13 protein-coding genes are annotated in these 13,419 nt (G+C 54.9%); 3 read left to right on the top strand and 10 right to left on the bottom strand.

Annotated features, from left to right (window positions below; genetic code table 11):
* Positions 1–8 precede the first annotated feature (8 nt).
* Complete coding sequence (locus tag QSV34_RS04005) at positions 9–2,639, top strand: ATP-binding protein (protein ID WP_289152213.1); 2,631 nt, start codon at positions 9–11, stop codon at positions 2,637–2,639.
* 53 nt (positions 2,640–2,692) lie between these two features.
* Here the strand turns inward: QSV34_RS04005 and QSV34_RS04000 are convergent, their stop codons facing one another.
* The 5 genes from QSV34_RS04000 to QSV34_RS03980 form a co-directional block, all read right to left on the bottom strand.
* Positions 2,693–3,862, bottom strand: a complete 1,170-nt coding sequence (locus tag QSV34_RS04000; protein WP_289152212.1) for a phosphoglycerate dehydrogenase — start codon at positions 3,860–3,862, stop codon at positions 2,693–2,695.
* Between the two features lie 144 nt (positions 3,863–4,006).
* Positions 4,007–5,128 carry a phosphoserine transaminase gene (locus QSV34_RS03995; RefSeq protein WP_289152211.1) on the bottom strand — a complete coding sequence of 374 codons (1,122 nt, stop codon included), beginning with the start codon at positions 5,126–5,128 and terminating at the stop codon, positions 4,007–4,009.
* A gap of 149 nt (positions 5,129–5,277) precedes the next feature.
* Complete coding sequence (locus QSV34_RS03990; protein ID WP_289152209.1) at positions 5,278–5,940, bottom strand: thiol:disulfide interchange protein DsbA/DsbL; 663 nt, start codon at positions 5,938–5,940, stop codon at positions 5,278–5,280.
* Positions 5,941–6,045: 105 nt separating this feature from the next.
* Positions 6,046–6,699 (bottom strand): thiol:disulfide interchange protein DsbA/DsbL, encoded by a 654-nt coding sequence (locus tag QSV34_RS03985; protein ID WP_289152207.1) that lies wholly within the window; start codon positions 6,697–6,699, stop codon positions 6,046–6,048.
* Positions 6,696–7,367: a c-type cytochrome gene (locus QSV34_RS03980; protein ID WP_289152205.1), complete on the bottom strand. Its 672-nt coding sequence runs from the start codon at positions 7,365–7,367 to the stop codon at positions 6,696–6,698. Before QSV34_RS03980 ends, QSV34_RS03985 begins: the two co-directional genes overlap by 4 nt.
* Before the next feature lie 160 nt (positions 7,368–7,527).
* Here QSV34_RS03980 and yihA point away from each other — a divergent pair, with 160 nt between their 5' ends.
* Positions 7,528–8,130 carry a ribosome biogenesis GTP-binding protein YihA/YsxC gene (yihA, locus tag QSV34_RS03975; protein WP_289152204.1) on the top strand — a complete coding sequence of 201 codons (603 nt, stop codon included), beginning with the start codon at positions 7,528–7,530 and terminating at the stop codon, positions 8,128–8,130.
* A 72-nt stretch (positions 8,131–8,202) separates the two neighbouring features.
* Here the strand turns inward: yihA and QSV34_RS03970 are convergent, their stop codons facing one another.
* From QSV34_RS03970 to uvrD, 5 genes are all read right to left on the bottom strand, one after another.
* Positions 8,203–8,493, bottom strand: coding sequence for a type II toxin-antitoxin system RelE/ParE family toxin (locus tag QSV34_RS03970; protein ID WP_289152202.1), 291 nt, complete (start codon positions 8,491–8,493; stop codon positions 8,203–8,205).
* The gene (locus QSV34_RS03965; protein ID WP_289152200.1) at positions 8,478–8,741 is read right to left on the bottom strand and encodes a CopG family ribbon-helix-helix protein; all 264 of its coding nucleotides are present in this window, start codon (positions 8,739–8,741) and stop codon (positions 8,478–8,480) included. The genes QSV34_RS03970 and QSV34_RS03965 overlap by 16 nt, the downstream gene beginning before the upstream one ends.
* A 96-nt stretch (positions 8,742–8,837) precedes the next feature.
* Positions 8,838–9,176: a hypothetical protein gene (locus tag QSV34_RS03960; protein ID WP_289152198.1), complete on the bottom strand. Its 339-nt coding sequence runs from the start codon at positions 9,174–9,176 to the stop codon at positions 8,838–8,840.
* 66 nt (positions 9,177–9,242) lie between these two features.
* Positions 9,243–10,352, bottom strand: a complete 1,110-nt coding sequence (locus tag QSV34_RS03955; RefSeq protein WP_289152196.1) for a TRAP transporter substrate-binding protein — start codon at positions 10,350–10,352, stop codon at positions 9,243–9,245.
* A 131-nt stretch (positions 10,353–10,483) separates the two neighbouring features.
* On the bottom strand, positions 10,484–12,664 hold the full coding sequence (gene uvrD, locus QSV34_RS03950) for a DNA helicase II (RefSeq protein WP_289152314.1): 2,181 nt from the start codon (positions 12,662–12,664) through the stop codon (positions 10,484–10,486).
* Between the two features lie 42 nt (positions 12,665–12,706).
* On the opposite strand from uvrD, the gene QSV34_RS03945 reads away from it, so the two are divergent.
* Positions 12,707–13,255, top strand: coding sequence for a nuclear transport factor 2 family protein (locus QSV34_RS03945; protein WP_289152194.1), 549 nt, complete (start codon positions 12,707–12,709; stop codon positions 13,253–13,255).
* The last annotated feature ends 164 nt before the right edge of the window (positions 13,256–13,419 follow it).

The raw sequence follows: 13,419 nt of genomic DNA, 5'->3' as shown, positions 1-13,419 counted from the left end.
TCGTCAACATGAACATCGGTATGCGCTTTACCCTGGCGGCGGCGCTGCCCTTGGTGCTGGTTACGGCGTTGCTCACCGCCTATCTGGTGCAAGCCCGCCACCAGGATTCGCAAAAACAATTTGAGCAGGCGGGCAAAATCAGTACCCAGTTTCTGGGCTCCAGCGCCGAGCTGGAACTCTATGCGGGCAACCGCGAACAATTGGCTTTTCTGGCCAACAACCTGAATTTCCCCAACCTGTCCGGTGTTTCTTTTCTCAGTGAAGATCGCCTGCCACTGGCCACGTCCAATGGCTTCATAGTGCCCGACTCACTGCTGCAAATGCGCTTCCTGAGCAAGCATCAGGACGAGCAATTGCTCTACCTGCAACAGCCAGTGTTCCTCACGGAACTGGACGTTAGTGATTACTCAGAAGGGGACACTTCAGAACGGCGTGTTATCGGTTGGGTTATCGCCGGTTTTGATACCACCGACATCCACCGCCAGCAACAAGCCATTGTGATGACCGGTGTCGGCCTGGGTATCGCCGGGCTTATTATCGCTGGTTTGCTGGCACTGTTTCTAGGGCGCACCATTGTTAATCCGGTGCTGCAGTTAACCAAAACCGTCAAATCCATGGAGGCGGGAAATCTGGAAGCCCGTGCCCAGCAAACCTCCACCGTGGAATTGGCACGCCTTGCCCAGGGCATCAACCTGCTGGCCAAATCCGTGGCGGAAGGGCGCAGCAATCTGGAAGGCAAAGTGCGCCAGGCCACCGCCAAGCTGGAACGAGCACTACAAGACCTGCGCGAGAAAAACAGCGAATTGCACCAGGCCAGGGAAACCGCCGAAGCCGCCAACCAGGCCAAGAGCGATTTTCTGGCGCGCATGAGCCACGAGCTGCGCACCCCTATTACCGCCATTCAGGGGTTTACCCGGCTGCTGCACGACGCCGAGCTTGGCGATGCGGAGCGCAATTACTGCACCATCATCAATCAGTCTTCCAGCCAGTTACTCAACCTGATCGATGACATTCTCGCCTACAGCCGTTTGCAGGCCAACGCCATTACCCTGGAAACCGAGCCTTTTCACCTTATCGAAACCCTGGAGCAATCCGTGCGCCAGCAGGCACTGTCGGCGCGGGACAAAAAGCTGGAATTAATTCTGGATATTTCACCGGAAGTCCCCGGCATGGTGGTGGGCGACCACTTTCGGGTTTCACAAATACTGATTAACCTGATCACCAACGCGGTGAAATTCACCAACACCGGCTATGTGCGCGCCACCGTGAGTGCCACGCCAAGGGAGGATGAATACAGCGACCTTTGCATCATCATCAGCGATACCGGCATCGGCATACCGGAGGATCGCCGCAACAACCTGTTCGACGCTTTTTCCCAGGTGGACACTTCCATCACCCGTCGCTATGGGGGCACCGGTCTCGGGCTGTCCATTGTCAAAAGTCTTCTGGAGCTGATGGGTGGCAGCATTCGCCTGGACAGCTCCGAAGGCATGGGCACGGTATTCCACATTGAGTTAACACTGCCCACCACCGCGGTGGAAAAAGACCCACCCAACCTCGATGCCCGCATTGGCCTGCTGGACAAACACGACCTGTCACGGCAGGCGGTTACCCACAGTTTGTGCCGTTTCAGTGCCGAGCTGGTAACGGTAGATACGTTGGAATCCCTTAAGGGTACACCGCTGGATGCGTTGGTGGTGAACTTGCCCAGCAGTGTCGATTGCCACATCAACTACCAATATCTGGACCAGATTCAAAAAACCTGCAACGTTCCCTTGCTGATTCTCTCTGCCGAACCGGAATCCTGTCGCCGGGATTATTGCCAACAGCAATTCCAGACCATGAAGGTACTGGACAAGCCCGCTACCCAGCTGTCCCTGCACCGCGCCCTGAAACAACTGCTGGAGCGTCGCCCGGATGAACTGGTTGTTTCCGCCGTGGGGCAAAAACTGCTGGGGGGCCTCAACATACTGATTGCCGAGGACAACCGCTTTACCAGGGAATTTCTCAAGCTATTGCTGTCCCGGGAAGGAGCCTATTGTGTCACGGCCCGCAACGGGGTTGAGGCGGTTGCCGCCTGCGACAAAGACAAGTTCGACATCATGTTGGTGGACATCCATATGCCGGAAAAAAGCGGCGTCGAAACCGTGCGCGCCATTCGCAGTGGCACCAGCGCTAACAGCATGACCCCCATCATCACCATCACCGCGGATGTGCTGCAGCAGGAAAAACTGGCACTGAAAGAAGCGGGTATTACCGAGTTGTTGTTCAAGCCGGTGGATGAAGAGCAATTGTTGCGACAGATCCTGCGCTATTGCCGCCCGGATATCGACCCGACGTCGCCACTGCCCAGCAAAAAGCTGAGCGATGAGGTTCCGGTACGTGAATTTATCGAGGAGGTGAAACGGCTGGTGTCACAGGCCGCAGATGCCTGTCAGCAGGATCGTATGGAAGACGCGGGAGACCCGGTTCACCAGCTGAAAGGCATTGCCGGTATTTTCAAACTGCCAGAGCTGGAAGTAAAAGTAGCCATCCTGCACCGGGCCATCAAAAATCAGCGCCATTCACAGGCCATGACCGCTCTGGAAGAACTGCAAGTAGAGTGCGAGCGATTGGAAAGTGACAATAGTGAGGATTGAAGACAAACGGACAATCAACCATCCGTTTGCCTTCACAGTAGCGACAATGGCCGTTAAAGAGCCCTGACTCTCACCACTTCCTCAATATCAGCAATGGCGGCAATCACCTCGTCGCCGGGCTGCTGCTCCACATCGATAATGCTGTAGGCCACATCGCCACGACTTTTGTTGACCATGTCGATGACGTTGATACTGCGATCCGCCAGAATCGACAACACCTGCCCCAGTACACCGGACACATTGCGATTGCAGAAGGTAATGCGGTGGCCGCCATTGCGTCCCATACGAGTCTTCGGGAAGTTGACGGAATTGAGAATATTGCCGTTCTCAAGAAAATCCATCAGCTGATCCGCTGCCATCACGGCGCAGTTTTCTTCCGCCTCTGAGGTACTTGCCCCCAGGTGAGGCAGCAGCAATACATTGTCGCGACCCAACAGCAGCGGTGATGGGAAGTCCGCTACATATTTGCCCAACTGATTCTGCTCCAGCGCCTCTACCAGTGCCTCCTCATCCACGATCTGCTCGCGGGCAAAGTTGAGCAACACCGCATTGGGCTTGCAGCAGCGCAGCATCTCAGCATTGATCATGTGGTGAGTGGCCTCAATGGCCGGCACATGCAGGGTAATGAAGTCACAGCGGGACAACAGCGCCTGCAGGTTTTCCATGCGCTCTACCCGGCTCGACAGGCTCCAGGCCGCTTCAATGGAAATGGCCGGGTCATAACCCACCACATTCATGCCGAGTTCCAGAGCGGTGTTGGCAATGATGGAGCCGATGGCGCCCAGGCCCACCACTCCGAGGGTCTTGCCAGAGATTTCACCACCAGCGTAATTCTTCTTGGCGGCCTCCACATCTTTTGACATGACAGCAGCGTCGTCGATATCGGTCAGGCTCTGGCTGTAGTTCATGCCTCCGACAATATCCCGCGACGCCAGCAACATACCGGCAATCACCAGCTCTTTTACCGCATTGGCATTGGCACCGGGGGTGTTGAACACCACGATGCCCTGCTCGCTGAAACGGTCTACGGGAATGTTGTTAACCCCGGCACCGCAACGGGCAGCCGCCAGAACACTTTCCGGAACATCCAGGTCATGGAGTTTTTGACTGCGCAACATAAAGGCATCCGGAGCGGCAAACTCACTGGCAATTTCGTAATTGTCACGAGGGAATCGGTCCAGACCCTTGGCGGAAATCTGGTTGTAGGTGCGAACTTTGTACATAGTGCTGTCTCGAAAAATGAAATTCTTTACGCTCTTTAATTTTCGTCATTCCCGCGCAGGCGGGAATCCATATAGCTCGATGCTCCGAACAACGATGGATCCCCGCCTACGCGGGGATGACGGACTTTTTACTGAACCTGGTGACTAACTTGTTGACTTAACTTGCCGATAAGCCCAATCAATCCAGGGCATCAGCGCTCTCAGGTCGTCCGCTTCAACGGTGGCGCCACACCACAGGCGCAAACCAGCCGGTGCATCGCGGTAGGAGCCAATATCGTAGGCAACCCCTTCGTCATCCAGTAACTTCACCATGGCCTTCACCTGGTCTTCCTGCAGATCCAGTTTCAGGCACACGCTGGTATTGGAGCGAGTGGACTGGTCAGCGGCCAGGAAGTCGATCCAGTCGTGTTCGGCAACAAAGGCTTCCACTACGGCCAGGTTGGCTTCGGAGCGAGCAATAGCGGCATCCACACCACCCAGAGATCTCACCCACTGCAGGGCATCCACGTAATCTGCCACTGCCAGCATGGAGGGCGTATTAATGGTGGCGCCCTTAAAAACCCCCTCGATCAACTTGCCATTTTTGGTGAGCCGGAAAATTTTTGGCAGCGGCCAGGGTGGCGTATAGCTCTCCAGCCGCTCCACAGCACGAGGGCTGAGGATCAACATACCGTGGGCGCCTTCGCCGCCCAGCACTTTCTGCCAGCTGTAGGTCACTACATCCAGCTTTTGCCAGGGCAAGCGCTGGGCAAACACCGCCGAAGTGGCATCACAAATGGTCAAACCTGCGCGATCATCGGCGATCCAGTCGCCATTAGGCACTTTCACCCCGGAAGTGGTGCCGTTCCAGGTAAACACCAGATCGTGATCCGGATCGGCCTGTGACAAATCCGGCAATTGGCCGTAATCCGCCGTCAGCGCATTTACGTTGTCCAGCTTCAGCTGTTTGGTAATGTCTGTCAGCCAGCCACTGCCAAAGGATTCCCAGGCCATCACATCCACCGGGCGTGGGCCCAACAGCGACCACAATGCCATCTCCACGGCACCGGTATCGGAGGCGGGAACAATTCCTACCCGATAACCCTCTGGCAGGCCGAGAAGCTCTGCCGTATCTGTACAGGCCTGTTGGAGCACAGCCTTACCAATGCTGGAGCGGTGGGAGCGGCCCAGGGTACGCAAATCGAGAGATGCCACGTCGTATCCAGGGCGTTTGCTGCAGGGGCCGGAAGAAAAATTGGGATTGGCCGGTTTCAGGCTGGGTTTCATCGTTGTACCTAAAGTTGTACCTAAGAGTGGGGAAATAATAGAAAGGTGGCAATAAGGACGCTGCCGTATAATTTGAGGGCGCTACTATATAAAAAAACCCGCAGCGCGTCAGCAGCTGCGGGTATCAGACATGTGCATAAGGATATAACCTATTTTTTTGCCTGACGCTCTTTTTCGATCAGGAATTCCGCCACTTCCAGCATGCCTTCGTTGCTACCGGCCGACTCCCCGGTAATGCGGTATTTGCCGTTGACGATAATACAAGGCGTGCCGGTAACACGGTACCCGGTAGCCCTCGATTGCGCCTGCATGGATTGGCTGATCACGCCAAAGGAGTTGAATACGCTGCTGAACTGGTCCCGTTCAACACCGGCTTCCAAAAACACGTCGCTGATTTCACGTTCGTTTTTCATGCGGTTCTTTTTAACGTGGTACGCCGAAAACAGCTTGCCGTGCATCTTGTCCAGATTGCCCATGGCCTTGGCGGCATAGTACGCACGGGTGTGAATCTCAGCAGTTTTGCGCCCCAAGGTAGAAGGGTTGCGCACAAAGGTGACATCCTCTTGCAGGCCATCGGCCCACTCTTTGACCTGGCTGGTGTACTGAAAGCAATGCGGGCAGCCGTACCAGAACACTTCCGCCACCTCAATTTTTTGAGGGTCGCTGGTGCGCACCGGCTGGGGCAACACAAAGTAGTGTTTACCCGCTTCGAACTTCTCGCCGCTGCCCGCCTGGCAACCCACCGCCACGGTCATCACAAACACAGTGGCCATTACAGAAAATAACTTACTTACAGAAAACAACTGGCGCATTTACTCCCTCCAAAACCTTGCACGGTATGCCTTAAAAAGGCGTTATCTTACCTGTTGCCCGGTTGGCGTCAATTCACGTTAACAGGCTTTAACAACCGGCGTTATTTATTGGGCTTCACGAGCCAACAAAAATTCCACCACGTCCAGCATCTTGTCGCGGCTGCCAGCGCCCTCAACCGTCACCAGGTATTTGCCGTTAACGACCATACAGGGGGTTGAGATGACAAGGTACTGTCGGCTGCGTTGCTCCGCACGCAATAATCGACTGCGCACCCGGAAGCTGTGAAAGCCACGGCTAAAATCATCTTCCTTCACGCCTGCCTCAACAAACTGCTGGTAAATCTCATACTCAGTATCCAGCTTCTTACCCTTGGCATGAATGGCATCAAACAGTTTTGGGTGCAGCTGATCGAGCACGTCCAGTTCCTCAGCAGCGTAATAAGCCTGGGCATGCAGCGCCATTTTGGGGTGCCAGATGGCGGGCATACGCACAAAATTTATGTCGTCGGGAAGTTCTGCAGCCCACTGTCGAATGCGGGTGGTAAAGCGGTAGCAGTGGTGGCAGCCGTACCAAAACACTTCGACCACTTCCACCCGCTTGGGGTCAGCAGTGGCCACCGGTTCTGGCAGTACCCGGTAATGCACGCCGGCCTGGAATTCATCCGCTGCCTGTGCCGCAACAGCAAACGGCAGGCAGACCAAAAGCAGCAATAAAAAAGGCAGCCGAAGCTGCCTTTTCTCTAATCGGAGAGTGGTCACTCGCCAGCCCCTATGTGCAGGCCGGAAATGTAGTTCGCCACCGCTTCGATTTCCTTGTCACTCATATTGGCCGCCACATCGCGCATGATGCGGCTGTCGCCATCGTTGGTGCGGGCGTTGCTGCGGAATGCTTTCAGCTGCTTCACCAGGTAATCGGCAAACTGGCCGCCCAGTTTGGGGTAGGCTGCAGGGGCATTGCCCTGACCGGATGGTGAGTGACAGCCCGTACAGGCAGGCACTCCGGTTTCCATATTACCTGCGCGGAATACTTGTTCTCCCAAGGCCAGGAATTCAGCGCTACCCAGCTCTTCCAGGGGCCAGTCTTTTTCCTTGGCCCCAGAAATCTGCATGGGGTTGCCGGCAAAATAAGCGGCAATGTCTGCCAGATCCTGCTCGTTCATAGCGTCCAACTGGCCTGCCATTTCCGGCACCTGGCGAGCGCCGGATTGAATGTCCTGTAACTGCTTGAACAGGTACTTCTCACCGAGGCCAGCAATTTTCGGAAACGCCGGGCTCAGGCTATTGCCAGTTTCTGCATGGCATGCCGCGCAGGCAGCCGACTTGGTTTTACCGGCAGCGGCATCGCCTTCGGCCTGTACCAGGGGCGCTGTTGCAAAGCCCACAGAAAGAGCGACAGCCACAATTGTGTTGTTAAGAACCTGCTTCATGAATGACGACACCTTATGATTTTGCGAGTGACCTGGCCGCACAGGATATTGGCACGATAAAGGCCAACAGTGCGCTGATCTGGGTTATTATCGCAGCGGTTTTCCACCGGCTTGGCGGCGCATTATAGCCCGCATCGCCAATAGTACCAAGGGTCGACTAATGACGTTGCGCTTTACCTCTGCCATCTTTACCCAAAGCTCCCCTACTCTGGCCCAATGCCCCCCCGATAAGGGTAGTGAAGTGGCGTTTGCCGGCCGCTCTAACGCCGGCAAGTCCAGCGCGCTTAACAGCCTCACCGACAACCACAAATTGGCCCGCACCAGCAAAACGCCGGGGCGCACCCAGTTAATTAATTTTTTCCAGCTCAGCGACAACCAGAGATTGGTGGACCTGCCCGGCTACGGTTTCGCCAAAGTACCCAAAGCTATGAAAGAGCGCTGGGATCGCAACCTGGCGGAATACCTGCAGGAACGCCAATCCTTGCGCGGCCTGGTACTACTAATGGACATTCGCCACCCACTGCAACCCTACGACCTGCAAATGGTGAAATGGGCCGCCGACGCCAATATGCCCACCCATATTTTGCTCACCAAAGCCGACAAACTAAAACGCGGGCCGGGGCAAAACACTTTGCAGAAAGTGCGTAAGGAACTGAAGCAATTAGGCTTGGATAACAATATTAGTGTGCAAACTTTTTCCGCGCCGAAAAAAGAGGGCTTGAAGGAGTTGGAGAAGGTATTGCGGGGGTGGTTAGGGGAATAGCTTCGGGCTACGCGCCACGGGCACCGAGCTGACCGAGCAGGATTGCCATTCTGAGCGCTGTTCGAAGTGTGCTTATAACCTCTCTTCCCTGCTGTGCCACACCCTTACAATAACCACTCTGTTTTCTTCCTCTCGATAGCGGGCAATGTAATTACCAGCGCCGAACGGGATAAATAAATCCCGGAAGGGGAACAGATCATCAACCGGACGACCGGCTTGGGGGTTTTCGGCAAGGATTGTCGCCATTTCCCGGATGCGCCTGGCTGCGCGTTGTGCGGCGACGGGGTTTTCCGCGCTTATGAAATCACGCAGTCGAGCCACGTCCCTTACCGCGTCGGGCAACCATACTACTTCACCGGACATTGACTTTCCTTGTCTTCTCCCCAGCTATTCAGCCAATCGGTCACCGCCTCACTGCTAACCACCTCACCACTTTCCTGATAAGCCTGCCAGCGGCTAAGCGTTTCTTGCTTCGCTTGCTCTTTGGCCTCTTCCTGTTGAATGTAGCGGCGCAGAGCTTCTTTGGCGTGGTAGCTTTTGGAGCGCTGGGTTTTTTCAGCCAGAGATGCCAGACGCTTCTCCAAACCCTCATCGAGTCGAACTCCCAACATCACATACCTCGTTTAACCATGTTTAACACTGTTAAACAGTGTAGCCCCAAGGCAACTATTTATCCAACTCCCTATACCCAGGTCGTCACTCAATGACTATTGATTTATAGATGAGAGTTTAATAAAGCTCATCACCGCACCGGTGGAGGAAATAACAAACAGAACAAGAGGCAGCCAAAAACGACGTTGGCGAATATTCTTCGCCAAGTGGTAACAGAAAAATCCAATCGCCCCCAAGCCACTCAACGCAGCAAGCACAGCACACAGCGTCCACGAGTGAAATGACGCCATAGCTGCCAACAGTTTTCCAGAAAGCACCAGTAGCGCTATGCGGTAATCCTGAAAAAACACATGAAAGAAAACAACAGTGTATGAGGTTGCGGCAACAATCACCCAAGCGGCACTGACCCACAACCAAAAAAGAAAATCGTCCATCTACAGCATTCCTTACCAGACTACTCGCCAGGGCTGCGTGCAACCCGCAGCCCGTAACCCGTCGCTTTATTTATCCAAATCCCTCACCCGATAGTATTCCTGCTCGGTCAGTTTGTGGTATTTGCGCACCTGGGTGCGGTAGTCATTAATAGATTTGTAGACCTTGGCAAACGCAGGGTCAGCGGCGGCCTGTTCCTGTAGCACTTCTTCGCTGATGCGATAAATTTCTGCCAATACATCGTCGGGGAACGGGCGTACTTCCACATTGTGTTCATTAATGAGTTTATCCAAGGCGCCGGCATTGGTGGCGGTGTAGTTATCCAGCATATCGGTACTGGCTGCGCGGGAAGCTACTTCCACAATGGCCTGGAGGTCAGCGGGCAAGGTTTCCAGCTTTTCTTTGTTAATGATAATTTCCAGCGCCGGGCCCGGCTCCTGCCAACCGGGGTAGTAATAGTACTTGGCCACCTGATGGAAGCTGAACGCCAGGTCGTTGGCCGGCCCAACCCACTCAGTGGCGTCGATAACGCCGGTCTGCATGGAGGTAAACAATTCACCACCGGGGATATTCACCGCCTCAGCACCGGCGCGTTTGATCACTTCACCGCCCAGCCCCGGCATACGGATTTTGAGGCCTTTTAGGTCTTCCAGGCTATTGATTTCTCGGTTGTACCAGCCCCCCATTTGCACCCCGGTATTGCCTCCGGCGTAGGGCACCAGGTTGAAAGGCTCGTACAACTCCCGCCACAGCTCCAGGCCGCCGCCGTAGTGGAGCCAGCCATTGAGTTCCTGAGCGTTGAGCCCAAAGGGGTAGGCAGCAAACAGCACCGATGCGGGGATTTTGCCCTTCCAGTAATAAGCCGCTCCGTGGCCCATCTCTGCGGTACCACTGGACACCGCATCAAACACTTCCAGCGCAGGCACCAATTGACCGGCACCGTACACTTTGATTTTCAGACGGCCATTGGACATGTCGTCCACCATCTCGGCAAATTTTTCCGGTGCTGTACCCAGGCCGGGGAAATTCTTTGGCCAGGTGGTAACCATTTTCCACTTGTAGGCTTTTTGCGGTTTGGCGGCAGCCGCATCGCCGCCTGAAGAATCACTGCCACCGCAGCTGGTCAGCAGAGCAGCCAATACAATCATTGGCAGAAAAATAAGTTTTTCGTATTTCATTATTAAATGTACCTAGTCCTATCGTTTTATTTGTTGCGGCATTGTGTAGGTCGGACTTTAGCCCGTCAAAAGCCTTAGCAGTATTGACGGGCTAAAGCCCGACCTACTGAGTGCGAATGTTTGGCCGAACGTCAAACCGCCTGCAAATTGGCTGACTCATACATTAATATCTTAGGGCCTTCGCTATCGAAATTTACGTGCACCCTGGCTCTCGCCCCACTGCCTTCAAAGTTCAGCACAGTGCCTTCGCCAAAAATTTTGTGCTGCACCCGTTGCCCTAAACTGAGGCCGGTATCGGCGCCACTGTCGGAAAAGCGCGAGGTACCTGCCGATTTGGCGTAACTGGTGGGGCGGCGCACCTGGCTGCTGAGGCGCACTTCTTCCAGATACTCGCTGGGAATATCGCGCACAAAGCGCGATACGGAATTAAAACTCTCGCTGCCGTACAGTTGGCGGCTTTCCGCAAACGTCAGGTACAGCTTTTCCATGGCGCGGGTTATGCCCACATAAGCCAAACGACGCTCTTCATCCAAACGCCCCGGCTCTTCGATACTCATGCGGTGAGGGAACAGGTTTTCTTCCATGCCTGCCAAAAATACCAAGGGGAATTCGAGCCCTTTGGCGGAGTGCAAGGTCATCATCTGCACTGCCGACTGGCCATCATCGGCCTGGCGTTCACCGGCATCCAGTGCAGCCTCATCCAGGAACTGCCCCAGAGCCGAGCCTTCCGGGTCTTGCGGACGAAAGCCCTTGCAAGCGCTGATCAATTCTTTGAGGTTATCCACCCTTGCCTGGCCGCGTTCGCCTTTCTCCTTACCGTGGTATTCCACCAGGCCACTTTGCGCGAGGATATGATCCGCCACTTCGTGCAGGGGCAATTCTTCGCTGTCACCATCCAGCTGGTCGATCAGGGTCAAAAAGCCCGCCACCGCATTGCCCGCACGGGCGGTGAGTTGGCGTTCTGCCACGGCTTTTTGCGCGGTGCGCCACAGGGATTGGCCGCTGGCGCGAGCAGCATCCCGCAACGCTTGAACAGTTTTATCACCAATGGCCCTGGGGGGCACATTCACCACCCGCTCAAAAGCCGCATCGTCGTGGCGGTTAAGCAACAAGCGCAAATAGGCCAGGGCGTTGCGAATTTCCAGGCGCTCGTAGAATTTCTGACCGCCGTAGATACGATAGGGAATACTCGCTCGCAACAGCGCTTCTTCCAGCACCCGTGACTGGGCGTTGGAGCGGTACAAAATCGCCGCATCGCTGTGGCTGTTGCCGTCTTTTATCCAACCCTGAATACGGTCGCCAATAAAGCGCGCTTCGTCGTGTTCGTTAAAACCCGCATACAGTGAGATCAACTCGCCATCGGCGCCGTCGGTCCACAGGTTTTTACCCAATCGCTCACTGTTGCGGGCAATCACTGCATTGGCAGCGTTGAGGATATTGCCGGTAGAGCGGTAGTTTTGCTCCAGCTTAACGGTGACCGCGCCATCAAAATCTCGATTGAAGTTGCGGATATTCTCCACCCGCGCACCGCGCCAACCGTAAATGGATTGGTCGTCGTCACCGACCGCCGTGACGCTGGCGCATTGGTCTTTACCGGCGCCAGCCAACAACCGCAGCCAGGCGTACTGAATGGCATTGGTGTCCTGGAATTCATCCACCAGAATATGACGAAAACGATTCTGGTAGTGCTGCAGCAGTTCCGGATGGTTAAGCCACAGCTCGTGGGCGCGTAGCAGCAGCTCACCAAAATCCACCATGCCACCGCGCTGGCAGGCCTCTTCGTAGGCGGTATAAATTTTTACCAGAGTGGTGGTGTGTGGGTCGCCGGTTTGCTGAATATGATGGGGGCGCAAACCCTCATCTTTTTGGCTGTTAATAAACCATTGGCTTTGGCGCGCCGGCCAGCGGCTGTCGTCCAACCCCAGTGCCGCACTTACCCGTTTGACCACACGCTGCTGGTCGTCGGAGTCGAGAATCTGAAAATTCTCCGGCAGGTTGGCTTCGCGCCAGTGGGTTTTTAACAGCCGGTGAGCGAGGCCATGAAAGGTGCCCACCCACATACCGCTGGGAGGCATGGGCAACAGGGCATCGATGCGTTCGCGCATCTCCCGCGCCGCCTTGTTGGTAAAGGTCACCGCCAAGATTTCGTAAGGGGAGACGTGTTCCACCTGAATCAGCCAGGCAATGCGGTGCACCAACACGCGGGTTTTGCCAGAGCCCGCGCCCGCCAGCACCAGCAGGTTTTTATCGCTGCTGGAAACCGCGTCCCGCTGGGCCGTATTGAGATCGTCGAGTATTGAGGTAACATCCATGGGCAGGGATTCTAGCACTCCATCAAACTGGATTTATATACAGTGAAACAACTGATTGCCATTTTTATCGTTTTATTGGCCTGCAACGTCACCCTGGCCAACGACGGCTCATCGCAGCTGCAAGAAAATGCCCGACAATATGTGGAAAGCCTGAGTGTGGATTTCGACTTGCAGCGTAGCTTTTACACCGATGAGACCATCTTTGAAGATATTACCTCCGAGTCTTTCGGCCCCCGCTGGCACTATGTTGGCCCTGACGCCATTATCGATTTTTGGCAGCGCTCTTATCGAGACTACGGTGTTTTAGACGTAAAGCCGGAAATCCACGACATGATCGTGCAAGCGCCGTTTGTCATCGTCACCTACACTGCCCATGTCACCGCCTGTGGTGTAACCCTGGGCCATCCGAACAAAGTGCTCAGCAACCCCATCAAGGTGATTACCGCACTGAAGTTTGACGGCGACAAGGTGGTTCATCATACGGACTACGGCGATTACGACCGCGCCAATCGCAACCTTGAACGGCTGGCAAAAAACCTCCCCGACCAGCCAGTTGACCCGCGCTGCGAAAAATACTCAGGCGCTCAATAGCAAATATTGCCCTCAAAGCCCGTCACCGGAAAAACTATTTATGTGTAAAGTTATGCGAAATAGTTTGATCTTTGTCGGGGGCTTCGGCAGTTTCGCCCGTTTATATTCTTATACCCTTAAAATTCACGCCTTTAAAAACTAACGCCTTTCCAAATAAGGCAGCA

This window comes from Porticoccus sp. W117, assembly GCF_030341905.1.
In the GTDB taxonomy this organism is placed as follows: Bacteria; Pseudomonadota; Gammaproteobacteria; order Pseudomonadales; family Porticoccaceae; genus SCSIO-12696.
Note: the sequence above shows the minus strand (reverse complement) of the source record. Positions and strands in the feature narration are given on the sequence as shown.